This is a genomic window from Streptomyces sp. NPDC053755 (assembly GCF_040677675.1).
Classification (GTDB): Bacteria; Actinomycetota; Actinomycetes; order Streptomycetales; family Streptomycetaceae; genus Streptomyces.
This window is the reverse complement of sequence record NZ_JBFASK010000007.1, coordinates 87,071-107,815: the sequence shown is the minus strand read 5'-3', so window position 1 is coordinate 107,815 and position 20,745 is coordinate 87,071. Positions and strand designations below refer to the sequence as shown.

The window sequence follows — 20,745 nt, the reverse complement described above, 5'->3', positions numbered from 1 at the left end:
CCTGTCCGACATGCTGACCATCACCCGGGCCCTGTACGACCAGATCGTGGAACACTCCCGCGCGGACCACCCCGACGAGGCCTGCGGCGTGGTCGCGGGCCCGGCCGGCACCGGCCGCCCCGAGCGGTTCATCCCCATGCTGAACGCCGCGCGTTCGCCCACGTTCTACGAGTTCGACTCGGCCGACCTGCTGAAGCTCTACCGCGACATGGACGACCGGGACGAGGAGCCCGTGGTCATCTACCACTCGCACACGGCGACCGAGGCCTACCCCTCCCGTACGGACATCTCCTACGCGAACGAGCCCGCCGCCCACTACGTCCTGGTCTCCACGGCCGACACCGACGGCGCGGGGCCCTTCCAGTTCCGCTCCTTCACCATCGTCGAGGGCGTCGTCACCGAGGAGGACGTCCAGGTCGTCGAGGCCTACCCGGAGGTCTGAGCCCGCTCCGAACCGGAAGGAGCGCCGGCTCCCGCGCCCGTCCCCGCCGTGCGGAAGCGGGCGAGGTAGGCGGAGGGCGTCACCCCGAAGTGCCGGGCGAACGCCCTGCGCAGGCTCTCGTCACTGCCGAGCCCGCTGCGCGCCGCCGCGCCGGTGACGCTCGCCCCGCCTTCCAGCAGGAGCCGGGCCGCCTCCACCCGGACCCGCTCCACGTATCCGGCCGGAGTCGCGCCGATCTGGTCCCGGAAGAGCCGGGCCAGGTGCCGGACGCTGACCCCCGCCCGGCGCGCGAGCGCCGTGGCACTGTGGTCGGCGCCCGGGTCGGCGGCCACCGCGTCGAGCAGCGGCCGCACCAGCGGATGGCCGGTCGGGGGCGTGCGCGAGGCGGCCGAGAACTGCGACTGGCCGCCCGGCCGCTGGAGGAAGACCACCAGGTCACGGGCGACCGCCCGGGCCGCCGCCGGCCCCCGGTCCCGCTCCACCAGCGCCAGGCACAGGTCGATCCCGGCGCTCACCCCCGCCGAGGTGAAGACCGGCCCGTCCTCCACGAAGATCGCGTCCGGGGTCACCTCGACCCCGGGGTGGCGGCGCGACAGCTCGGCCGCGTGCTCCCAGTGCGTCGTCGCCCGCCGCCCGTCGAGGAGACCCGCGGCGGCGAGCGCGAAGGCCCCCGTGCACACCGCCGCGACCCGCTGCGCCCGGGGAGCGAGCGCGGCGACGTGCGCCACCGTCCCCGGGGCGCGCACGCACCGCTCCACGTCCACCGCGCCGGGCACCACGAGCGTGTCCGCCGCCGTGACCTCCTCCGCCGCCAGATCGGCGCCGAGGCGGAGCCCGGTCGAGGTCCGCACGTCCCGCCCGCCCGGCGTGCAGACGCGGACGGCGTAGGCCGGACCGGCGGTGCCGAACACCTCCAGGGGCGCGGAGACGTCGAGCAGGCGGACGCCGTCGAAGGCGAGGACGACCACGGTGTGTGCCATGTGTCCGATTGTGTGGGACACCCGTCCCCGAGGACAGGGCGGCAGCGGACCGCGCCGAGCAGGCTTGAGCCATGAACCTCGACGAGATCGTCCCCGACAGCACGATCGCCACCGCCGCCACCGAGCTGGTCCGCGACACGGCGAGCGAGCTGATCTACCACCACTCCCGCCGCTTCGAGGTCGACGGCGCGGAGGAGGCGGCCGCCTTCCTGCGCTCGTACGGGGTCGGCGAGGACGCGGTACGGCGCGTGTGGACGGCGATCGCCCTGCACACCACCCCCGGCATCCCGGAGTTCATGGAGCCGGAGGTGGCGCTGGTGACCGCCGGTGTGGAGTACGACGTACTGGGCATCGGCTACGACGACCCCGCCGTCGTCTCCCCCGAGGACCGGGCGGCGATCGTCGCGCTCCACCCCCGCCCCGACTTCAAGCGCCGGATCCTGGGCGCCTTCGCCGAGGGGATCGCGCCCAGGCCGGAGACGACGTTCGGCAACGTGAAGGCGGACGTGCTGCGGCGCTTCGTTCCCGGCTTCGTCCCCGGCGACTTCGTCGCCACCATCGAGGGCTCCTCCTGGCCCGAGTGACCGCCCCACCAGGGGCCCCCGGCCGCCGCGTCCGCACCCCGTCCGACTGGCGAGCAGCAACTGTCCGTCATGTGAGATCACATTCCGGAACCCGGACCGGGAATCGATACGATGACCGCATGGTTTCCCACGACGTGAGCGAACAGACGCCGGGCACACCCCTGCTCGTGGCCCGTCTGCACGTCGACCTGTGCCGCCTCGCCAGCGCGATGTGTACGTCCCGCGCCGCGCTCTGAACACCGATCCACGGCCCGAGCGCACCTCCAGCACGACCCCCACCGCGCGGGGGCCCCAGCCGCGCGCCCACCACGTCACTCCCGACAGGAGCCCACGCCATGGCCATCGAGGTCCGCATCCCGACCATCCTCCGCACCTACACCGACGGCGCCAAGGCCGTCGAGGGCAGCGGTGAGACCCTCGCCGAGCTCTTCGCCGACCTGGAGTCCCGCCACACCGGGATCGAGGCCCGCATCGTGGACGGGGGCAGCCTGCGCCGCTTCGTCAACGTCTACCTGAACGACGAGGACGTCCGCTTCCTCGACGGCATCGACACCAAGCTCACCGACGGCGACAACGTCACGATCCTGCCGGCCGTCGCCGGCGGCATGGTCTGATCCACATGCGTTACGACTCCCCGCTGGCGGCGGTCGGCAACACGCCCCTCGTCCGCCTGCCCCGGCTCTCACCCTCGGACGACGTCCGCATCTGGGCCAAGCTGGAGGACCGCAATCCCACCGGCTCGGTCAAGGACCGCCCCGCGCTCCACATGATCGAGCAGGCGGAGAAGGACGGCCGGCTCACCCCCGGCTGCACGATCCTGGAGCCGACCAGCGGCAACACCGGCATCTCCCTCGCCATGGCGGCGAGGCTCAAGGGCTACCGCATCGTCTGCGTCATGCCGGAGAACACCAGCGAGGAGCGCCGCCAGCTGCTCGCCATGTGGGGGGCGGAGATCGTCTCGTCCCCCGCGGCGGGCGGGTCGAACACGGCGGTACGGGTCGCCAAGGAGCTGGCGACTCAGAACCCCTCGTGGGTGATGCTCTACCAGTACGGCAACCCCGACAACGCGGGCGCGCACTACGCCACCACCGGCCCCGAGATCCTCGCCGACCTGCCCTCCATCACGCACTTCGTCGCGGGCCTCGGCACCACCGGCACCCTCATGGGCGTCGGCCGCTACCTGCGCGAGCACAAGCCGGACGTCAAGATCGTCGCCGCCGAGCCGCGGTACGACGACCTGGTCTACGGCCTGCGGAACCTGGACGAGGGCTTCGTGCCGGAGCTCTACGACGCCTCCGTCCTCACCACCCGCTTCTCGGTCGGCTCGGCCGACGCCGTCACCCGGACCCGCGACCTCCTCCAGCAGGAGGGCATCTTCGCGGGCGTCTCGACGGGCGCGGCGCTGCACGCGGCGATCGGCATGGGCAACAAGGCCGTGAAGGCCGGCGAGAGCGCGGACATCGCCTTCGTCGTCGCCGACGGCGGCTGGAAGTACCTGTCGACGGGCGTCTACACCGCCGCGACGACGGAGGAAGCGATCGAGACCCTTCAGGGCCAGCTCTGGGCCTGACCCCAGCGCTCCGGCACGCGGGCGGGCGCCGGTCCGGCACCCGCATCGCCGGCCCGGGCACCGGCGGTCACGCGAGATGGCGGACCCGGTCCCATACGACCGGGTCCGCCGTTCCCACCCTGCGGCGGAACTCCCGCACCGGGACCTCCCGCAGTTCGTCCGTCTCCAGAAAGCTCGGCCGCCCGTGCGCGTCGCCCACGGCCCCCGGCGGCAACGCGATCACCCCCGGCCGCTCGTCGTGGTACTTGCTGGTGATCTTGACGACGAGCGCCTGGTCGCCGCGGAGCGAGAGCACCAGGCACGGCCGGTCCTTCGACCCGGGCCCGTCCTCGTAGGGCACGTCGGCCCACCAGATCTCACCGGCCCGCGGCACCCGCCCGGGTGCCTTCGCGGGCGCCGTCCCGGGCCTCTTCGCGGGCGAGCGCCGCGGTCCCGACGGCCGCCCGGGCGGCCGTCGCGACGGGCTCGCGGGCCCCCGGTCACGGCCCCGGGGCCGCGAGCGCGAGCGCCCCAGGCCGTCCACCAACGCGACGACCAGTGCGAGCACCACGACCGCGACGAGCGCCGGCCACCATGACGTGTCCATACCCCACGACGTTACCGGCGGGCCCCCTCCCGCGCCCCCGCGCCCCCAGGTCCATCCGAACCGGTGACAGCGCCCGTGAGTTCGCCCACAACGGGCCACTCACGAGGAGCGACCGGCCCGCGTGAGCCGTAGGCTCGACAGATCGCACGACCTCTCCCTCAGTGACCGCTCAGCGACTCTCCAGTGACTCCCCTGCGACTGTCCCGCACCGTCCACGGACGCCCTTCCTCGGAGGTTCACGCTCCATGAAGCTCACCGTCGTCGGCTGCTCCGGGTCGTTCCCGTCCGCGGATTCGGCCTGTTCGAGCTACCTCGTAGAGGCCGACGGCTTCCGGCTGCTCCTCGACATGGGCAACGGCGCCCTGGGCGAGCTGCAGCGCCACATCGGTCTGTACGACCTCGACGCCATCTTCCTCAGCCATCTCCACGCCGACCACTGCATCGACATGTGCGGCTACTTCGTCGCCCGGTACTACCGCCACGAGGGCGGCCGCTGCGACGCGCTCCCCGTCTTCGCCCCGGAAGGCGCCGAGCAGCGTCTGACCACGGCGTACGCGGACACCCCTTCGGAGAAGGCGATGAGCGAGGTCTTCGACTTCCGGACGCTGACGTCGGGCACCTTCGAGCTCGGCCCGTTCACCGTCCGTACGGAGAAGGTGTGCCACCCGGTGGAGGCGTACGGCATCCGGATCGAGCACGGCGGCCGTTCCCTGACCTACTCAGGGGACACCGGGGTGTGCGACGCGCTGCACGAACTGGCGGCGGGCACCGACCTGTTCCTGTGCGAGGCGTCCTTCACCCACGGCAAGGAGGACATCCCGGCGCTGCACCTCAACGGCCGGGAGGCGGGGGCGGAAGCCGCCCGTTCCTCGGTCGGCCGGCTGGTGCTGACCCACATCCCGCCGTGGACGGACGGCGCACTGAACCTGGCCGACGCGCGGGCGGTCTACGGCGGCCCGACCGAGCTGGCGCGGCCGGGCGCGGTCTACGAGATCTGACGGCCGGGCGCGGTCTACGAGATCTGACCGGCGCCGGCCCCCGCACGACGGGAAGGGCCCCGGAACCTGTGAGGTTCCGGGGCCCTTCCGTCGTATCGGTGAGGCTCACGCCTTGGTGAGGTCCTCGATCTCCTCCTCGGGCTCGCGGCCCGGGGTGGTGAGGTTGAACTTGGTGATCGCGAAGCGGAAGAGGACGTAGTAGATCACCGCGAAGACCAGGCCGATCGGGATGATCAGCCACGGCTTCGTCGCGAGGTTCCAGTTCAGGAGGTAGTCGATGAAGCCCGCGGAGAACGTGAAGCCCGCGTGGACGCCGAGGGCCCAGGTGACGGCCATCGAGACGGCGGTCAGGAGCGCGTGGATCACGTAGAGGAGCGGCGCGATGAACATGAACGAGAACTCGATCGGCTCGGTCACGCCGGTGACGAAGGAGGTCAGCGCGAGGGAGACCATCATGCCGGTCACGGCCTTGCGGCGCTCCGGGCGAGCGGAGTGCGCGATGGCGAGCGCGGCGGCCGGGAGGCCGAACATCATGATCGGGAAGAAGCCGGACATGAAGATTCCGGCGCTCGGGTCACCCGCGAAGAAGCGGTTCAGGTCACCGTGGACGACCTCGCCGGCCGCGTTGGTGAAGTCACCGATCTGGAACCAGGAGACGGTGTTCACGAACTGGTGCATGCCGACCGGGATCAGCGCGCGGTTGATCAGGCCGAACAGGCCGGCACCGGCGGCGCCGAGGCCCGTCATCCACTCGCCGAAGCTGGAGATGCCGTTGCCGATCGGCTCCCAGACCAGACCGAAGACGACGCCCACCGCGGTGCCGACGAAGGCCATGATGATCGGGACGAGACGGCGGCCGTTGAAGAAGCCGAGCCAGTCGACCAGCTTGGTGCGGTGGAACTTCTGCCACAGCACCGCGGCGAGCAGGCCCATGAGGATGCCGCCGAGGACACCCGGGTTGTTGTACGTGGCCGCGACGTCGACGCCCTTGTTGGCGGTCGTGTTCACGACCGCCTCGGTCACCGGGAACGCCTTGAGGACGTTGGCGTAGACGAGGAAGCCGACGAGGGCGGCGAGGGCGGTGGAGCCGTCGGCCTTCTTGGCGAAGCCGATGGCCACGCCTATGCAGAACAACATCGGCAGGTTGTCGAAGACAGCGCCGCCGGCCGTGGCGAACACGGAGGCGACCTTGTCCCATCCGAGCCCGTCCTTGCCGAAGACGTCGGGCTGGCCGAGACGGAGCAAGATACCCGCGGCCGGCAGGACGGCGATCGGCAGCTGCAGGCTGCGACCGACCTTCTGCAGGCCCTGGAACAGGCCGGATCCGCGCTTCTTCGCGGGAGCGGCGGCCTGGGCGGTGGCCGTACTCATCAACTTCCTCCAGTAAGGCAAGGCGCCGCCAGAGGACAGTGGAAAGGGGGCGACGGCGGCGTCTCGTGGAACGCGGTGGACTGGACCGCGTGGTCTACACCAATGAGTGGTGTAGACCAGTTTTAGCACGTGAGACTTAGATAAGGAACCTGCGAATTCTGTGGACTCGGCCATAGCCGGGCACGCACGTCGGAAGGCCCCCGGACCATGTGGTCCAGGGGCCTTGTCGACCATGGAAAGCGGGCCCGAGGCCCCCCGCGCCGAGGGGATCCGGGTGCTTCGGGGTTACGGCTTCGTGATGTCCCGCTCCAGCTGCTCCTCCACCTCGACCGGCTCCCGGCCCGGGGTCGGGATGTCGAGCTTCGTGATCAGGAACCGGAACAGCACGTAGTAGACGACGGCGAAGCCCAGGCCGATCGGAATGATCAGCCATGGCTTGGTGTCCAGATGCCAGTTGACGACGTAGTCGATCAGCCCCGCCGAGAAGCTGAAGCCCGCGTGCACCCCGAGCGCCCAGGTGATCCCCATCGACGCACCCGTCAGCAGCGCGTGCAGACCGTAGAGCAGCGGCGCGGCGAACATGAACGAGAACTCCAGCGGCTCGGTCACGCCGGTGACGAACGAGGTGAGGGCCACGGAGATCATCAGGCCCGTCACCTCCTTGCGGCGCTCGGGCCGCGCGCAGTGGGCGATGGCGAGCGCGGCGGCCGGCAGGCCGAACATCATGATCGGGAAGAAGCCCGACATGAACTGACCCGCTGACGGGTCCTCCGCGAAGAAGCGCGTCAGGTCGCCCTGGACCACCGTGCCGTCCGCCTTGGTGTACTCACCCGCCTGGAACCAGAAGAAGGTGTTGATGAACTGGTGCATGCCGATCGGGATGAGCAGCCGGTTGGCGACACCGAAGATGGCCGCGCCCCAGGCGCCGAGATCGATGAGCTGCTTCGCGAACCAGGTCAGCCCGTCGCCCACCGGCTCCCAGAGCAGCCCGAACAGCACGCCGAGCACGACGCAGAAGAACGCCATCATGATCGGGACCAGTCGGCGGCCGTTGAAGAAGCCCAGCCAGTCCACCAGCTTCGTGCGGTGGAAGCGCTGCCAGACCACCGCGGTCAGCAGGCCGATCAGAATGCCGCCCAGCACTCCGGGGTTCTGCGGCACCCCCTCCGGCAGCTCCGGCGTCACCGTCCCCTCGCGCGGGAAGACCTTCAGGACGTTGAAGTAGACGAGGAAGCCGACCACGGCCGCCAGCGCCGTGGAGCCGTCCGCCTTCTTCGCGAAACCGATCGCGACACCGATGCAGAAGAGCAGCGGCAGACCGAACGACCCGTCGAGGATCGCGGTGCCGCCACCCAGCAGCACGGCCGAGGTCTTCTCCCAGAAGTCGCCGTGCAGATACGCGGCGAAGAGATTGCCCAGGCTGACCAGCAGGCCGGCCGCCGGCAGGACGGCCACGGGGAGCTGGAGGCTGCGACCCACCTTCTGAAGGCCCTGGAAGAGGCCGTTCCGCCAGTTCTTGCGCGGCGCGGTGGCACTGTCGCTACTCATCGGCGTCCTCCCTGGTCCCGGAACAGGCGCGCCCCGGCTCGCGTTTGCACACTGGTGTAGACCAGTTGCGATAGGCTCCCCGGAGCCCGCTCAGGGCAGGGCGCCGGTGATCGTCATCATTCGGCAGAACCCGTGCACCCGCTCGCGAAGTTGGGCCAACCGTGGGTTACCGTGACAAAGCGGACCGTGGGTGCGCCGAGACTTACGTTCTCCGAACGGAACGGACAGGGAGAGACACATGGCCAGCAAGGCTGAGAAGATCGTCGCCGGGCTCGGCGGCATCGACAACATCGAAGAGGTCGAAGGCTGCATCACCCGCCTGCGCACCGAGGTCATCGACCCCACCAAGGTCGACGAAGCCGCCCTCAAGGCCGCCGGCGCCCACGGCGTCGTCAAGATGGGCACCGCGATCCAGGTCGTCATCGGCACCGACGCCGACCCCATCGCCGCCGACATCGAAGACATGATGTGAGCCACCGCCTCACCTGAAGGAGGGCCCGTTCCGGCAGGGGAACGGGCCCTCCTTCGCATACGGCTACGCTCGACCCATGTCTCGTATCGACGGCCGTACTGCCGAACAGCTCCGCCCCGTCACCATCGAACGCGGATGGAGCAAGCACGCCGAGGGCTCCGTCCTCGTCTCCTTCGGCGACACCAAGGTCTTCTGCACCGCCTCCGTCACCGAAGGCGTCCCCCGCTGGCGCAAGGGCAGCGGAGAGGGCTGGGTCACCGGCGAGTACTCGATGCTCCCCCGCTCCACCAACACCCGGGGCGACCGCGAATCCGTCCGCGGCAAGATCGGCGGCCGCACGCACGAGATCTCCCGCCTCATCGGCCGCTCCCTGCGCGCCGTCATCGACTACAAGGCGCTCGGCGAGAACACCATCGTCCTCGACTGCGACGTCCTCCAGGCCGACGGCGGCACCCGCACCGCCGCCATCACCGGCGCCTACGTCGCCCTGGCCGACGCCATCACCTGGGCCCAGGCCAAGAAGCTCGTCAAGGCCGGCCGCAAGCCCCTCACCGGCACCGTCGCCGCCGTCTCCGTCGGCATCGTCGACGGCGTCCCGCTCCTCGACCTCTGCTACGAAGAGGACGTCCGCGCCGAGACCGACATGAACGTCGTCTGCACCGGCGACGGCCGCTTCGTCGAGGTCCAGGGCACCGCAGAAGCCGAGCCCTTCGACCGCAAGGAGCTCAACGCCCTCCTCGACCTGGCCTCCGGCGGCTGCGCCGAACTCGCCGAACTCCAGCGCCAGGCCCTCGAAGGAACGCTGTAGCCCCTCGCGGCCGGCGACCCGCACGGACCGCGACCCACCCGCCACGGCCCGCCGTGGCAACCACGAAGGCCCACACCGGCGTCCTTCGTGACACGGGCGCACGGCACGACCGTGCGCCCGTTCCGCACACCAGGGGAGGACCTGACTTGAAGCGCCGACTCGCACTCGCCGTGGCCACCGCCGCCGTACTCACCACCACCCTCGTCGGCTGCGGAGCCCTCGACAAGGCCATGGACTGCGTCGCCACCGCCGACGCGATAGCCACCAGCGTCGACAAGCTCCAGCAGGCCGTCTCCAACGCCTCCAACGACCCCACCCAGCTCAACGAAGCCCTCAACGACATCTCCACCGAGCTGGGCAACCTCAAGGACACCACGGACAACGCCGACCTCTCCAAGGCCGTCGACGACCTCACCAAGGGCGTCGAGTCCGTCCGTACCGCCGTGAACAACGGCGACACCACCCCCGACATCAAGCCCGTCACCGACGCCGCCACCGAGATCGGCAAGGTCTGCACGCCGGGATAATCGGCACCATGACCCGTCTGATCCTCGCCACCCGCAACGCCGGAAAGATCACCGAACTCCACGCGATCCTCGCCGACGCAGGTCTGCCCCACGACCTCGTCGGCGCGGACGCCTACCCGGAGATCCCCGACGTCAAGGAGACCGGCGTCACCTTCGCCGAGAACGCCCTCCTCAAGGCCCACGCCCTCGCCCAGGCCACCGGGCTCCCCGCCGTCGCCGACGACTCCGGCCTCTGCGTCGACGTCCTGGGCGGCGCCCCCGGCATCTTCTCCGCCCGCTGGGCCGGCACCCACGGCGACGACCGGGCCAACCTCGCACTCCTCCTCGCCCAGCTCGCCGACATCGACACCCCCCACCGCGGCGCCCACTTCGCCTGCGCCGCGGCCCTCGCCCTCCCCGACGGCACCGAACGCGTGGTCGAGGGTCGCATGCCGGGCACCCTGCGCCACGTCCCGGCCGGCACGAACGGCTTCGGCTACGACCCGATCCTCCAGCCGGAGGGCCACGAGGTGACGTGCGCGGAGCTGACGCCGGAGCAGAAGAACGCGATCAGCCACCGGGGGCAGGCGTTCAGGGCGCTGGTGCCGGTGGTCAGGGAGCTGTTGGGCTGAGACGAGAGGGGCGCGGCGACCGGAGCGCCGTGACCATGGAGAAGGGCCGCACCGACCGGTGCGGCCCTTCCCCATGCGGTGCGGCCGGAGGGACTCGAACCCTCACGGGTGTTACCCCACTGGGACCTAAACCCAGCATGTCTGCCAGTTCCACCACGGCCGCGTGCGCGTCCATCGTAGTGGGCGGGCCCGTCGCGCAGGCGGGAGGCTCAGAACTTCGGTGCCGGCACCTGGGCCAGGACCAGTTCCGCCGCCTCCTCCTCGGTCTCCACCGACGGCGGTGAGCCCTCCAGCGGCTTTCGCGCGGTCTCCTTCATGCAGGCCACCGCCACGACGCCGACCAGCGCCGCGCCCATGGCGTAGTACGCGGGCATCAGATTGCTGCCGGTCGCGCCGATCAGGGCGGTGATGACCAGCGGGGTGGTCCCGCCGAACAGCGACGCCGAGAGGTTGTAGCCGACCGACAGGGAGCCGTAGCGCACGTCCGTCGGGAAGAGCGCCGGGAGCGCGGCCGACATCGTGCCCAGCATGCAGACCAGCGACAGACCGAGCATCAGCATGCCGGCCGTGATCGCGGGGACACCGCCCTGGCCGATCAGCAGGAACGCGGGGAGCGAGAGGAAGAGGAAGCCGAGCATGCCCGCCATCAGGACGGGCCTGCGCCCGAAGCGGTCGTTGAGCCGGCCCACCTGAGTGATGATCAGCATCAGGAGGACCATCACCAGCAGCAGGATGAGCAGCCCGTGGGTCTCGCTGTAGCCGAGTTCGTCGGAGAGGTACGTCGGCATGTACGACAGCAGCATGTAGTCGGTGATGTTGTACGCGCCGACCAGCGCGATGCAGAGGATCAGCGTCGGCCACTGCTGCCGGAAGATTCTGGCCAGGTCGCCCTTCGCGGAGGTCTCGACGGTGTCCGCGGCCTCCGAGGCGCGCGCCGACTCGCTCTCCAGCTTCTGGAAGGCGGGTGTCTCGTCGAGCCGCAGCCGCAGGTAGAGCCCCACCAGCCCGAGCGGTCCGGCCACCAGGAACGGCACGCGCCAGCCCCAGGCCTCCATGGTGTCGGCGCCGAGCCAGGCGGTCAGGGCCGTGACCAGTCCGGCCGCGGCGACGTAGCCCGCCAGGGTGCCGAACTCCAGGAAGCTCCCGAAGAAGCCGCGGCGCCGGTCGGGGGCGTACTCCGCGATGAAGGTCGAGGCGCCGCCGTACTCGCCGCCGGTGGAGAAGCCCTGGAGCATCCGGAAGAAGACCAGGAGCGCCGGCGCCCAGAAGCCGATCGAGGCGTAGGACGGGATGAGGCCGATCGCGAACGTGCCGACCGCCATGAGGATCATGGTCAGGGCCAGGACCTTCTTGCGGCCGAGCCTGTCACCCATCGGGCCGAAGAACATGCCGCCGAGCGGGCGGACCAGGAACGCGACGGCGAAGGTCGCGAACGAGGACAGCAGCTGGGCGGTGTCGTTCCCGGACGGGAAGAAGACGTGACCGAGGGTGACGGCGAGGTAGGCGTAGATGCCGAAGTCGAACCACTCCATGGCGTTGCCGAGCGACGCCGCCTTCACGGCTCGCTTGACGGCCGCCTCGTCCGTCACCGTGATGTCCGTCCGGCGCAGCCGGGGTTGCTGCCGACGCGTGATGGCCCGGAACAGCCGCGGGTGGCGTTTGAGGGCATCGGGGTCGGCCGCGTTGTCGCGGTCGGTGGCCGGCATGACCGTACGTCCTTTCTCGGGGCGTGGAACTCCAAGAGGAACATCTGCGCGGTCACGCCGTTCACAAACGGAAGTCACCTTCCGATGGGACCTCCGTCACCTCCGGCCGGTACGTCGGCCCCCCGCGTGCGGGGACGTACGGGCAGGTCAGGGCTGGATGGCCAGGTCCTTGAGGATCTTGGCGACGTGGCCGGTGGCCTTCACGTTGTAGAGGGCGCGCTCGACCTTGCCGTCCTCGTCGACGACGACCGTGGAGCGGATGACGCCCGTGACGGTCTTGCCGTACAGCTTCTTCTCGCCGAAGGCGCCGTAGGCCTCCAGGACCTCCTTCGACGGGTCGCCGACGAGGGTCACCCGCAGGGACTCCTTCTCGCGGAACTTCGCGAGCTTCTCCGGCTTGTCGGGGGACACGCCGATGACGTCGTAGCCCGCGGCGGCGAGGACGTCCAGGTTGTCCGTGAAGTCGCAGGCCTGCTTGGTGCAGCCCGGCGTGAGGGCTGCGGGGTAGAAGTAGACGATGACCTTGCGGCCCTTGTGGTCGGCCAGCGAGACCTCGTTGCCGTCCGCGTCGGGCAGGGTGAAGGCGGGGGCGGTGTCGCCGGGCTGAAGTCGCTCGCTCATGGCTCTCCTCGGGGGAAGTACGCGTACGCCGGAAGAGCCTAATGGGGGTCGAGGCCGACCCGGGAGCGCGGAAGCTGACAGACTGTCCATCAACGAACCGATGACGACAACGGAGGCAGCGCGGTGTCGGACGCCAGGACCCCTGCGCAGATCGAGGCGGACATCGTCCGCCGGCGCGACCAGCTTGCCGAGACTCTCGACGAGATCGGTATTCGGATGCATCCGAAGACGATCATCGGCGACGCGAAGGCGAGGGTCGCCTCGACGGTCGACCACACCGCCGGGCGGGCGTTCGTCGCCGTGAACCGGACCGTCTCCGGTGTGAAGGCGCGCTTCACGCACGCCGACGGCGCGCCGCGCCTGGAACGGGTGGTGCCGGTGGCCCTGGTCGCCGTGGCGCTCGTGGGGCTGCTCGCGACCTCGTCGCGGAGGCGCAGGGGGTGACGCGCGGGACGACGCGCGGCGCTGCCCCGACCCGGGTACGGCCGACACGCCCGGGCAGGTAGGTTCGGGGCGTGAGCGAGAACACGCACGACAAGCTGCCCATCAGGATGCTGCACGACCGTGTCCTGGTCCGGACCGACTCTCCCGAGGGTGAGCGGCGCTCGGGCGGCGGCATCCTGATCCCGGCCACGGCCGCGGTCGGGCGCCGGCTGGCCTGGGCCGAGGTCGTCGCCGTCGGCCAGAACGTCCGTACGGTCGAGACCGGTGACCGGGTCCTGTACGACCCCGAGGACCGCGCCGAGGTCGAGGTGCGGGGGGTGGCGTACGTCCTGATGCGCGAGCGCGACCTGCACGCGGTGGCGGCCGACCGCTTCCAGGGGTCCACGGACTCCACGGGCCTGTACCTGTAGCCCCGGCCGCGGACGTGAGGCCTGGTGACCGCTGTCACCAGGTCTTCTGTCCGCCTTTTGCTACGCTGGGGACACCCGACGAGACGCGCCGTACCGGGCCTGACGCAGGACACGCAAAGACGACGCACCCCTGTTGATCCGTCTCGCGGAGGTGTTCGTCGTCATGGCCTGGGTTCTTCTCGTCATCGCCGGTCTGCTCGAGGTCGGCTGGTCGATCGGTATGAAGTACACCGACGGCTTCACCCGTCTCTGGCCGAGCGTCCTCACCGCCGCCGGGATCGTCGCCTCCATGATGCTGCTCTCCCACGCCGCGAAGACGCTGCCGATCGGTACGGCCTACGGCGTCTGGGTGGGCATCGGCGCGGCCGGCGCGGCGGTGCTCGGCATGGTGGTGCTCGGCGAGCCGGCGACCGCCGCGCGGATCTTCTTCGTCTGCCTGCTGCTGGTCGCGGTGGTGGGCCTGAAGGCGACCTCCGGGCATTAGGGCGTGCCCGGGGCCGCCTCCCGGTCGGGGCTCGGGACGGTGAGTGCCGCTACCGGCCGGTGGACGGGAACCGCTCCACGCGGTCCCCGGCCTCCGGCGCGTCGGGGCGGCCGGGGTGCCGCCGTCCGTCGGGGCCGCCGGCCTCGTCGGCCTGCTCCGGGTGGTCCCAGCCTTCCGGATCCAGGGGGTCCGCCGGTTCGGGCATCTCCTCGGCGCCCGGCGCGAGCTGGAGCTCGAACTCCTGCGGCGCCGTGCCGGCCAGGGCCTCCCGGGTGAAGTGGCCCCAGATCGCGGCCGGTGCCCCGCCGCCGTCGATGCGGGGCAGGCCGAGCGCGCCGTACAGCGGTTTCTGCCGTCCGGTCTTGGGGTCCTGGCCCATCAGGGTGACCACGGTCGCAAGGTCGGGGGTGAAGCCGGCGAACCAGGCGGCCCGGTCCTCCTCCGCCGTACCGGTCTTGCCGGCCGCCGGCCGGCCCGCGGTCAGCGCCGCCTTGCCCGTACCGCTCTCCACGACTCCGCGCAGGACCGACGTGGTGGTGTCGGCTGCCTCCCGGCCGATCGCCTGCCGGCTCTCCCGGGCCGGGAGCTCCAGCTCCCGGCCGTCCCGGCTGATCCGGTCCACCAGGGTGTACGCGCGGTGCGTGCCGTGGTCGGCGAGGGTCGCGTACGCCTGTGCCATGTCGAGGGCGCTGGCGGTGGCCGGGCCGAGGGCGATCGAGGGGGTGGCGTTGAGGTCGGGGGTCTTGGCGGGCAGGCCGAGGGCGATGGCCGTCTCCTTGACCTCGGCGGGCCCGACGTCCACCGCCAGCTGGGCGTACACCGCGTTGACGGACTGGTCGGTGGCGGAGCGGAGGGTGAGGGGGCCGTAGGAGAGATCGTCCTCGTTGGCCGGGTCGTAGAGGTCGCCGTTCCACCCTTCGACCGGACGCTTGTTGGTGCCGTCGTAGTAGGTGTTGGGGGTGATCGCCTGGCCGTCCTGGGTCTGGGCCGCGTTCTCGACGGCCGCCGCGAGGACGAAGGGCTTGAAGGTGGAGCCGACCTGGTAGTCGCGGCGGGTGGCGTTGTTGACGTACTGCCGGGTGTAGTCGACGCCGCCGTAGAGGGCGACGACCCGGCCGGTGGCGGGGTCGATCGCCGCGCCCCCCACCCGGACGAAGCGGTCGACGGGGTTGCGCTCCGGGTCGAGCCGGGACATGACCTCCTCGTCGACGGCGGTGACGAAGGCGTCCTGTTTCGGCTTCTCCAGGGTGGTCGTGATGCGGTAGCCGCCGCCTGCCAGGGTCTTCGCGTCGATGACGCCCCGGGCCGCGAGGTGGTCGCCGACGGCCTGGACGACGTAGCCGCGCTGTCCGGAGAGGCCGGTGGCGGGGCGGGCGGCCGGCGGTGCCGGGAAGACGGCGGCGGCCCGGGCGGCGGGGGTGAGCCACCGCTCCTTCACCATGCCGCTCAGGACGTAGTTCCAGCGGGCGAGCACCTTGGACCGGTTCTCGGGGCGGGCGGCCACGTCGTAGGCGGTCGGGGCGTTGAGGAGGGAGGCGAGGTAGGCGGCCTCGGGGATGTCGAGGTCCTGCACGTCCTTGCCGTAGTAGGCGTGCGCGGCGGCCTGGATGCCGTAGGCGTTGCGGCCGAAGTAACTGGTGTTCAGATAGCCCTCGAAGATCTCGTCCTTGCTCTTCTCGCGGTTGAGCTTGATGGCGATGAAGAACTCCTTCACCTTGCGGGTGACGGTCTGTTCCTGGACCAGGTAGTAGTTCTTGACGTACTGCTGGGTGATGGTCGAGCCGGACTGCCTGCCCTTGCCCCGGAGGGTGTTCCAGGCGGCGCGGAGCATGGCCTTGGGGTCGACGGCGGGCTGGGAGTAGAAGTCGCGGTCCTCCGCCGCCAGGACGGCGTGCCGGACGGTCTCCGGGACCCGTTCGAGGCGTACGTTCTCGCGGTTGACGTCGCCGTCGCGGGCGAGGGGGGTGCCGTCCGCGTAGAGGTACACGTTGGACTGGGCGGTGGCGGCGGCGTTGGCGGGCGGGATGTCCACCAGCAGGTAGCCGGCGGCGAAACCGCCGGCCAGCAGCAGGACGACGAGCAGCAGGCTGCCGAGCAGGAAGCGCAGGACGCGCCGCCCCCGGGTCCGGCGGCGGCCCTTCTTCCCGGTCCCGGGCCCGCGCGGCCGGGGCGGTGGGGCGGGTTCGGTGGGGAGGGTGGGGTCCCTCGGCTCCCAACCGGGCTGCCGAGACTGGCCGTCGCTCATGTGTGCGGCTCCCGTACCGGATGAAGGGGGCGTGGCCATCCCATACTGCACGCACCGGGACAGAAGCCACGAATATGACTCGAAATCCACTCGCGATGGCGGTACGCGCCCCACTAGGGTCGGGCGCTTCGGTGCCGGTCGGAGGGAGCGTGTGTGGTGCGGCTGTACGCGACGGTCGCCGCGGGAGGTTTCCGGCGCCATGCCACGTATCGCATGGCCACGGCCGCGGGGGTGTTCACCAACACCGTCTTCGGTTTCATCCTGTCGTACACCTACATCGCCCTCTGGGACGAGAGGCCCCTGCTCGGCGGGTACGACATGGCCGACGCGCTCGCCTACGTGTGGATCGGCCAGGCCCTGCTCGCCGCCTGCGGACTGATGGGCGGCGGGTTCCAGGAAGAGGTGATGGAGCGCATCCGTACGGGTGACATCGCCGTCGACCTCTACCGGCCCGCCGACCTGCAGGCCTGGTGGTTCTCGGACAACGCGGGCCGGTCCGCGTACCTGCTGCTGGGCCGCGGGGTCGTGCCGATGACCGTCGGAGCGCTCGTCTTCGACTTCAGGCTGCCCGCGCGGCCGCTGACCTGGCTCGCGTTCCTGCTCGCCGTCGCGCTGGGTTCGATCGTCAGCTTCGCCGTCTGGTACCTGGTCGCGATGAGCGCGTTCTGGCTCCTCGACGGGCAGGGCGTGGCCCAGGTGGCCTGGCTGGGCGGCCTGTTCTTCTCCGGGATGCTGCTGCCGCTCAACGTCTTCCCGGGCGCGCTGGGCGAGCTGGCGCGGGTGCTGCCGTGGGCGTCGATGCTCCAGATCCCGGCGGACGTGTTCCTGGAGCGGTACGCGGGATGGGAACTGCTCGGCGCGTACGCCTTCCAGGGCTGCTGGGCGGTGGTGCTGCTCGCCGCGGGGCGGGTGGCGCAGTGGGCGGCGACGCGGAAGGTGGTGGTGCAGGGTGGCTGACGTCTCCGCGCGCGAGGGGGTGGCGGCCGGTCCGGCGCGCACACCCGGGAAGGGGGCGGCCGGCCCGGCGTCCCGTGGGGCGGCGCTCCGGCGGGCGGCGGCCGACTCCTGGCGTACGTACCGGATGGTGGCCGGGATGTGGATCCGGTCGACGATGACCTACCGGGCCTCGTTCGCGCTGACCGTCTTCTCCAGCTTCACCGTCACCTTCTTCGACTTCGTCGTCATCCTGCTGATGTTCGGTCAGGTGCGGGGCCTCGGCGGCTTCTCGTTCGGCGAGGTGGCCTTCCTGTACGGAACCACCAGCACGTCCTTCGGCCTCACCGACCTGACGATGGGATCCCTCCAGCGGATGGGCAAGCGGGTGCGCGACGGCTCGCTCGACACCTTCCTGATGCGCCCGGCCCCCGTCCTCGCTCAGGTGGCGGCGGACCAGTTCGCCCTGCGCAGGCTCGGCCGGGTCGCGCAGGGGCTGCTGGTGCTGGTCTGGGGGCTGCTGGTCCTCGACGTGGAGTGGACGGTGGTGAAGGTGCTGCTGCTCCCGGTGATGATCGTGTGCGGCGCGCTGATCTTCGGGGCCGTCATGGTCGTGGGTGCCTCGGTCCTGTTCTGGGCGCAGGACGCCGCCGAGGTCACCAACGCCTTCACCTACGGCGGCAACACGCTGCTGCAGTACCCGCCGTCGATCTTCGCGCAGGAGCTGGTGCGCGGTGTCGTGTACGTCGTGCCGCTGGCGTTCGTGAACTGGCTGCCGGCGCTGTACATCCTCGGCCGCGAGGCGCCGGCCGGGGTGCCGGACGCGGCGGCGTTCGCGTCACCGCTGGTCGCGGTGGTCTGCTGCGGGCTCGCCGGCCTGGTGTGGCGGGTGGGACTTCGTTCGTACCGATCGACAGGGAGCTGACCGTGTCCTTCATCGACCCCGTCCATTCCGACGGTCCCCCCGGCGCCGGGGGCTTCATCGAGCTGCGGGACGTCGAGAAGGTGTTCTCGGTGCGCCGCAAGGCGGGCCTCGTCCGCCGCGAGAAGCGGGAGGTCCGCGCCGTCGACGGGATCAGCTTCGACGTGGCGCGCGGCGAGATGGTCGGTAACATCGGCCCGAACGGCGCCGGCAAGTCGACGACGATCAAGATGCTCACCGGCATCCTGACGCCGAGCGCCGGACGGCTGCGGGTCGCGGGGATCGACCCCTCGCGCGAGCGGACGCGGCTCGCGCAGCGCATCGGGGTGGTGTTCGGCCAGCGCACCACGCTGTGGTGGGACCTGCCGCTGAAGGACTCGTACCGCCTGATGCACCGGATGTACCGCATCCCGGACGACCGCTTCGCCGCGAACCTCGCCCGCTGCGTCGAACTCCTGGAGCTGCGGGACCTCCTCGACGTCCCCGTACGCCAGCTCTCCCTCGGCCAGCGGATGCGCGGGGACATCGCGGCCGCGCTGCTGCACGACCCGGAGGTGCTGTACCTCGACGAGCCGACGATCGGCCTCGACGTGGTGTCGAAGGCGCGGGTACGCGAGTTCCTGCGCGAGCTGAACGCCTCACGGGGCACGACCGTGCTGCTCACCACGCATGATCTGACGGACATCGAGCAGCTGTGCAAGCGGGTGATGGTCATCGACCACGGGCGGCTGATGTACGACGGGGAACTGGCCGGGCTGCACGCGGTGGGGGAGAGCGAGCGGCTGCTCGTGGTGGACCTGGAGCGGGAACTGCCCCCGATCGAGGTGCCGGGGGCGCGCTTCGTGCGGTCGGAAGGGCCCCGGCAGGTGCTCGCCTTCCCGTCGTCCGCCTCGGCGGCGCCGATCGTGGCGGCGGTGGCGGGAAGGTATCCGCTGGTGGATCTGTCGGTGCGGGAGCCGGATATCGAGGCCGTGATCGCGAAGATGTACGGGGAGGGGGAACTCGGCGTGCGTGCGGGGAGTCCCTGAGAGAGGGAGGTGCGGTGGAGAGCGACAGGAGTTCCGAGACCGGCTCGGGCGACGGCGCGGGCGCGGGATCCGGTGCGGGCGCGGGCAGGGGCGCCGGCGGTCCTGGCACCGGGACCGGTGCGGGGCGGCCGACGCCGGGAACCGGGGGCGAGCCCCCGCCGGCGATGGCGGCGTTCGCGTACACGGCGGCGGACGCGGAGCGCAGCCGCGGCGTCCGCCGCATGAAGACGATCGCGACCGGCCTGCTGCTCCTGGTCGCCGTGATCTACGCCCTGGCCACCTGGGCGGAGAACTCGGGGTCCGGCCCCTGGGCCGGCTATGTGGCCGCGGCGGCGGAGGCGGGCATGGTGGGCGCGCTGGCCGACTGGTTCGCGGTGACCGCGCTCTTCCGGCGCCCCCTCGGACTGCCCATCCCGCACACGGCGATCATCCCGACCAAGAAGGACCAGCTGGGCGTCACGCTGGGATCGTTCGTCGGCGAGAACTTCCTGTCGGCCGAGGTGGTACGGGGCCGGCTGCACGCGCTGGGCATCGCCGGCCGCGTCGGCGCCTGGCTCGCCGACCCGGACCACGCCGACCGGGTCACCAGGGAACTCGCCACCGCACTGCGCGGCGCGCTGACCGTCCTGCGCGACTCCGACGTCCAGGCGGTGGTGGGCGAGGCGATCACCCGGCGGGCGGAGGCGGCGGAGATCGCACCGGGCATCGGCAAGACCCTGGAGAAGGTCGTCACGGACGGAGCGCACCACCGGGCCGTGGACCTGGTCTGCGCCCGCGCCCACGACTGGCTCGTCTACCACGGGGACTCCGTCATGGACGCGGTCCAGGGCGGCGCGCCCGGCTGGACGCCCCGCTTCGTGGACCGCCGGGTGGGCGAGCGGGTCTACAAGGAACTGCTCCGCTTCGTCACCGAGATGCGGGACATGCCGGCCCACCCGGCGCGCGCCGCGATCGACCGCTTCCTGACGGACTTCGCCACCGACCTCCAGGCGGACACGGACACCCGGGGGCGCGTGGAGCGCCTGAAGGCGGAGCTGCTGGCCCGCCAGGAGATCCAGGACATCATCGCCTCCGCCTGGGCGTCTGTCCGCGGCCTGATCATCGCGGCGGCCGAGGACGACCAGAGCCAGCTGCGCCTGCGCGCCCGGGCCTCCCTGATCTCCCTGGGCGAGCGCCTGGTGACGGACGCCCGCCTCCAGGCGAAGGTGGAGGGCTGGGTCGAGGACGCGGCGGCGTACGTGGTCACTACGTACCGCACCGAGATCACCTCGCTGATCACGGACACGATCGCGAGCTGGGACGCCGACCAGACGTCGAAGAAGATCGAGGCGAACATCGGCCGCGACCTGCAGTTCATCCGCATCAACGGCACGGTGGTCGGCGCGCTGGCGGGCCTGCTGATCTACACGGTGAGCCACGCGCTGGGCGGATGAGCTGCCGTGCGCGGGGCGGTCC

General features: G+C 71.1%; 24 protein-coding genes, 1 tRNA gene and 1 riboswitch. Of the genes, 17 read left to right on the top strand and 8 right to left on the bottom strand.

Going from position 1 to position 20,745, the window contains the following annotated elements:
• Positions 1 to 10 precede the first annotated feature (10 nt).
• Entirely contained in the window at positions 11 to 442 is a 432-nt protein-coding gene (locus AB0K65_RS10330) for a M67 family metallopeptidase (protein ID WP_365715350.1), read from the top strand.
• Here the strand turns inward: AB0K65_RS10330 and AB0K65_RS10325 are convergent.
• A complete protein-coding gene (locus AB0K65_RS10325) occupies positions 427 to 1,422 on the bottom strand; it encodes a DJ-1/PfpI family protein (RefSeq protein ID WP_365715349.1) in 996 nt (331 codons plus the stop codon). The genes AB0K65_RS10330 and AB0K65_RS10325 overlap by 16 nt on opposite strands.
• 71 nt (positions 1,423 to 1,493) lie before the next feature.
• Between AB0K65_RS10325 and AB0K65_RS10320 the strand changes: the two genes are divergently transcribed.
• The 4 genes from AB0K65_RS10320 (at position 1,494) to AB0K65_RS10305 (ending at position 3,576) form a co-directional block, all read left to right on the top strand.
• Positions 1,494 to 2,006: a diguanylate cyclase gene (locus AB0K65_RS10320; RefSeq protein ID WP_365715348.1), complete on the top strand. Its 513-nt coding sequence runs from the start codon at positions 1,494 to 1,496 to the stop codon at positions 2,004 to 2,006.
• 119 nt (positions 2,007 to 2,125) lie between these two features.
• Positions 2,126 to 2,242 carry a putative leader peptide gene (locus AB0K65_RS10315; protein ID WP_332836496.1) on the top strand — a complete coding sequence of 39 codons (117 nt, stop codon included), beginning with the start codon at positions 2,126 to 2,128 and terminating at the stop codon, positions 2,240 to 2,242.
• A 99-nt stretch (positions 2,243 to 2,341) separates the two neighbouring features.
• Entirely contained in the window at positions 2,342 to 2,620 is a 279-nt protein-coding gene (locus tag AB0K65_RS10310) for a MoaD/ThiS family protein (protein ID WP_365715347.1), read from the top strand.
• Positions 2,621 to 2,625: 5 nt separating this feature from the next.
• Entirely contained in the window at positions 2,626 to 3,576 is a 951-nt protein-coding gene (locus tag AB0K65_RS10305; RefSeq protein WP_365715346.1) for a cysteine synthase, read from the top strand.
• 67 nt (positions 3,577 to 3,643) lie between these two features.
• Here the strand turns inward: AB0K65_RS10305 and AB0K65_RS10300 are convergent, their stop codons facing one another.
• Positions 3,644 to 4,162 (bottom strand): type II toxin-antitoxin system PemK/MazF family toxin, encoded by a 519-nt coding sequence (locus tag AB0K65_RS10300; RefSeq protein WP_365715345.1) that lies wholly within the window; start codon positions 4,160 to 4,162, stop codon positions 3,644 to 3,646.
• A 245-nt stretch (positions 4,163 to 4,407) separates the two neighbouring features.
• Between AB0K65_RS10300 and AB0K65_RS10295 the strand changes: the two genes are divergently transcribed.
• Positions 4,408 to 5,160, top strand: a complete 753-nt coding sequence (locus AB0K65_RS10295) for an MBL fold metallo-hydrolase (RefSeq protein ID WP_365715344.1) — start codon at positions 4,408 to 4,410, stop codon at positions 5,158 to 5,160.
• Between the two features lie 105 nt (positions 5,161 to 5,265).
• Here the strand turns inward: AB0K65_RS10295 and AB0K65_RS10290 are convergent, their stop codons facing one another.
• A complete protein-coding gene (locus AB0K65_RS10290; protein ID WP_365715343.1) occupies positions 5,266 to 6,531 on the bottom strand; it encodes a PTS transporter subunit EIIC in 1,266 nt (421 codons plus the stop codon).
• Positions 6,532 to 6,816: 285 nt separating this feature from the next.
• Positions 6,817 to 8,079 carry a PTS transporter subunit EIIC gene (locus tag AB0K65_RS10285; protein ID WP_365715342.1) on the bottom strand — a complete coding sequence of 421 codons (1,263 nt, stop codon included), beginning with the start codon at positions 8,077 to 8,079 and terminating at the stop codon, positions 6,817 to 6,819.
• A gap of 238 nt (positions 8,080 to 8,317) precedes the next feature.
• Between AB0K65_RS10285 and AB0K65_RS10280 the strand changes: the two genes are divergently transcribed.
• From AB0K65_RS10280 to rdgB, 4 genes are all read left to right on the top strand, one after another.
• Positions 8,318 to 8,551, top strand: a complete 234-nt coding sequence (locus tag AB0K65_RS10280; protein WP_356604889.1) for a PTS glucose/sucrose transporter subunit IIB — start codon at positions 8,318 to 8,320, stop codon at positions 8,549 to 8,551.
• Positions 8,552 to 8,627: 76 nt separating this feature from the next.
• Positions 8,628 to 9,359: a ribonuclease PH gene (gene rph / locus AB0K65_RS10275; protein WP_365715341.1), complete on the top strand. Its 732-nt coding sequence runs from the start codon at positions 8,628 to 8,630 to the stop codon at positions 9,357 to 9,359.
• Between the two features lie 146 nt (positions 9,360 to 9,505).
• Entirely contained in the window at positions 9,506 to 9,886 is a 381-nt protein-coding gene (locus AB0K65_RS10270) for a hypothetical protein (protein WP_365715340.1), read from the top strand.
• 8 nt (positions 9,887 to 9,894) lie between these two features.
• On the top strand, positions 9,895 to 10,497 hold the full coding sequence (gene rdgB / locus AB0K65_RS10265; protein WP_365715339.1) for an RdgB/HAM1 family non-canonical purine NTP pyrophosphatase: 603 nt from the start codon (positions 9,895 to 9,897) through the stop codon (positions 10,495 to 10,497).
• Positions 10,498 to 10,576: 79 nt separating this feature from the next.
• On the opposite strand, the gene AB0K65_RS10260 is transcribed toward rdgB, so the two are convergent.
• From AB0K65_RS10260 to bcp, 3 genes are all read right to left on the bottom strand, one after another.
• A tRNA-Leu gene (locus tag AB0K65_RS10260) sits at positions 10,577 to 10,660 on the bottom strand.
• A 46-nt stretch (positions 10,661 to 10,706) separates the two neighbouring features.
• The gene (gene proP, locus AB0K65_RS10255) at positions 10,707 to 12,203 is read right to left on the bottom strand and encodes a glycine betaine/L-proline transporter ProP (RefSeq protein WP_365715338.1); all 1,497 of its coding nucleotides are present in this window, start codon (positions 12,201 to 12,203) and stop codon (positions 10,707 to 10,709) included.
• A 147-nt stretch (positions 12,204 to 12,350) separates the two neighbouring features.
• Positions 12,351 to 12,824, bottom strand: a complete 474-nt coding sequence (gene bcp / locus AB0K65_RS10250) for a thioredoxin-dependent thiol peroxidase (RefSeq protein ID WP_365715337.1) — start codon at positions 12,822 to 12,824, stop codon at positions 12,351 to 12,353.
• Positions 12,825 to 12,947: 123 nt separating this feature from the next.
• Here bcp and AB0K65_RS10245 point away from each other — a divergent pair, with 123 nt between their 5' ends.
• The 3 genes from AB0K65_RS10245 (at position 12,948) to sugE (ending at position 14,162) form a co-directional block, all read left to right on the top strand.
• Positions 12,948 to 13,268, top strand: a complete 321-nt coding sequence (locus AB0K65_RS10245) for a DUF3618 domain-containing protein (protein WP_365715336.1) — start codon at positions 12,948 to 12,950, stop codon at positions 13,266 to 13,268.
• A 71-nt stretch (positions 13,269 to 13,339) separates the two neighbouring features.
• Positions 13,340 to 13,678 carry a co-chaperone GroES gene (locus AB0K65_RS10240; RefSeq protein ID WP_365715335.1) on the top strand — a complete coding sequence of 113 codons (339 nt, stop codon included), beginning with the start codon at positions 13,340 to 13,342 and terminating at the stop codon, positions 13,676 to 13,678.
• Between the two features lie 48 nt (positions 13,679 to 13,726).
• Positions 13,727 to 13,807: riboswitch (guanidine-III (ykkC-III) riboswitch) on the top strand.
• A 34-nt stretch (positions 13,808 to 13,841) separates the two neighbouring features.
• On the top strand, positions 13,842 to 14,162 hold the full coding sequence (gene sugE, locus AB0K65_RS10235; RefSeq protein ID WP_365715429.1) for a quaternary ammonium compound efflux SMR transporter SugE: 321 nt from the start codon (positions 13,842 to 13,844) through the stop codon (positions 14,160 to 14,162).
• A 49-nt stretch (positions 14,163 to 14,211) separates the two neighbouring features.
• Here sugE and AB0K65_RS10230 read toward each other — a convergent pair whose 3' ends face one another.
• Entirely contained in the window at positions 14,212 to 16,407 is a 2,196-nt protein-coding gene (locus AB0K65_RS10230; protein WP_365715334.1) for a transglycosylase domain-containing protein, read from the bottom strand.
• A gap of 156 nt (positions 16,408 to 16,563) precedes the next feature.
• Between AB0K65_RS10230 and AB0K65_RS10225 the strand changes: the two genes are divergently transcribed.
• From AB0K65_RS10225 to AB0K65_RS10210, 4 genes are all read left to right on the top strand, one after another.
• Positions 16,564 to 17,364 carry an ABC-2 family transporter protein gene (locus AB0K65_RS10225; protein ID WP_365715428.1) on the top strand — a complete coding sequence of 267 codons (801 nt, stop codon included), beginning with the start codon at positions 16,564 to 16,566 and terminating at the stop codon, positions 17,362 to 17,364.
• A 124-nt stretch (positions 17,365 to 17,488) separates the two neighbouring features.
• Positions 17,489 to 18,265, top strand: a complete 777-nt coding sequence (locus tag AB0K65_RS10220) for an ABC transporter permease (RefSeq protein WP_365715427.1) — start codon at positions 17,489 to 17,491, stop codon at positions 18,263 to 18,265.
• Between the two features lie 2 nt (positions 18,266 to 18,267).
• The gene (locus tag AB0K65_RS10215) at positions 18,268 to 19,290 is read left to right on the top strand and encodes an ATP-binding cassette domain-containing protein (RefSeq protein ID WP_365715333.1); all 1,023 of its coding nucleotides are present in this window, start codon (positions 18,268 to 18,270) and stop codon (positions 19,288 to 19,290) included.
• Between the two features lie 164 nt (positions 19,291 to 19,454).
• Entirely contained in the window at positions 19,455 to 20,723 is a 1,269-nt protein-coding gene (locus AB0K65_RS10210) for a DUF445 domain-containing protein (protein WP_365715426.1), read from the top strand.
• Positions 20,724 to 20,745 lie beyond the last annotated feature (22 nt).

What these genes read in the sequence shown, in the direction of transcription:
- sugE (WP_365715429.1), top strand. Translation starts at nt 13,842, where the DNA reads ATGGCCTGGGTTCTTCTCGTCATCGCCGGTCTGCTCGAGGTCGGCTGG.
- AB0K65_RS10310 (WP_365715347.1), top strand. Translation starts at nt 2,342, where the DNA reads ATGGCCATCGAGGTCCGCATCCCGACCATCCTCCGCACCTACACCGAC.
- AB0K65_RS10230 (WP_365715334.1), bottom strand. Translation starts at nt 16,407, where the DNA reads ATGAGCGACGGCCAGTCTCGGCAGCCCGGTTGGGAGCCGAGGGACCCC.
- AB0K65_RS10295 (WP_365715344.1), top strand. Translation starts at nt 4,408, where the DNA reads ATGAAGCTCACCGTCGTCGGCTGCTCCGGGTCGTTCCCGTCCGCGGAT.
- AB0K65_RS10305 (WP_365715346.1), top strand. Translation starts at nt 2,626, where the DNA reads ATGCGTTACGACTCCCCGCTGGCGGCGGTCGGCAACACGCCCCTCGTC.
- AB0K65_RS10210 (WP_365715426.1), top strand. Translation starts at nt 19,455, where the DNA reads ATGGCGGCGTTCGCGTACACGGCGGCGGACGCGGAGCGCAGCCGCGGC.
- AB0K65_RS10290 (WP_365715343.1), bottom strand. Translation starts at nt 6,531, where the DNA reads ATGAGTACGGCCACCGCCCAGGCCGCCGCTCCCGCGAAGAAGCGCGGA.
- rph (WP_365715341.1), top strand. Translation starts at nt 8,628, where the DNA reads ATGTCTCGTATCGACGGCCGTACTGCCGAACAGCTCCGCCCCGTCACC.
- AB0K65_RS10315 (WP_332836496.1), top strand. Translation starts at nt 2,126, where the DNA reads ATGGTTTCCCACGACGTGAGCGAACAGACGCCGGGCACACCCCTGCTC.
- AB0K65_RS10220 (WP_365715427.1), top strand. Translation starts at nt 17,489, where the DNA reads ATGGTGGCCGGGATGTGGATCCGGTCGACGATGACCTACCGGGCCTCG.
- proP (WP_365715338.1), bottom strand. Translation starts at nt 12,203, where the DNA reads ATGCCGGCCACCGACCGCGACAACGCGGCCGACCCCGATGCCCTCAAA.
- AB0K65_RS10320 (WP_365715348.1), top strand. Translation starts at nt 1,494, where the DNA reads ATGAACCTCGACGAGATCGTCCCCGACAGCACGATCGCCACCGCCGCC.
- AB0K65_RS10300 (WP_365715345.1), bottom strand. Translation starts at nt 4,162, where the DNA reads ATGGACACGTCATGGTGGCCGGCGCTCGTCGCGGTCGTGGTGCTCGCA.
- rdgB (WP_365715339.1), top strand. Translation starts at nt 9,895, where the DNA reads ATGACCCGTCTGATCCTCGCCACCCGCAACGCCGGAAAGATCACCGAA.
- AB0K65_RS10285 (WP_365715342.1), bottom strand. Translation starts at nt 8,079, where the DNA reads ATGAGTAGCGACAGTGCCACCGCGCCGCGCAAGAACTGGCGGAACGGC.
- AB0K65_RS10330 (WP_365715350.1), top strand. Translation starts at nt 11, where the DNA reads ATGCTGACCATCACCCGGGCCCTGTACGACCAGATCGTGGAACACTCC.
- bcp (WP_365715337.1), bottom strand. Translation starts at nt 12,824, where the DNA reads ATGAGCGAGCGACTTCAGCCCGGCGACACCGCCCCCGCCTTCACCCTG.
- AB0K65_RS10325 (WP_365715349.1), bottom strand. Translation starts at nt 1,422, where the DNA reads ATGGCACACACCGTGGTCGTCCTCGCCTTCGACGGCGTCCGCCTGCTC.
- AB0K65_RS10280 (WP_356604889.1), top strand. Translation starts at nt 8,318, where the DNA reads ATGGCCAGCAAGGCTGAGAAGATCGTCGCCGGGCTCGGCGGCATCGAC.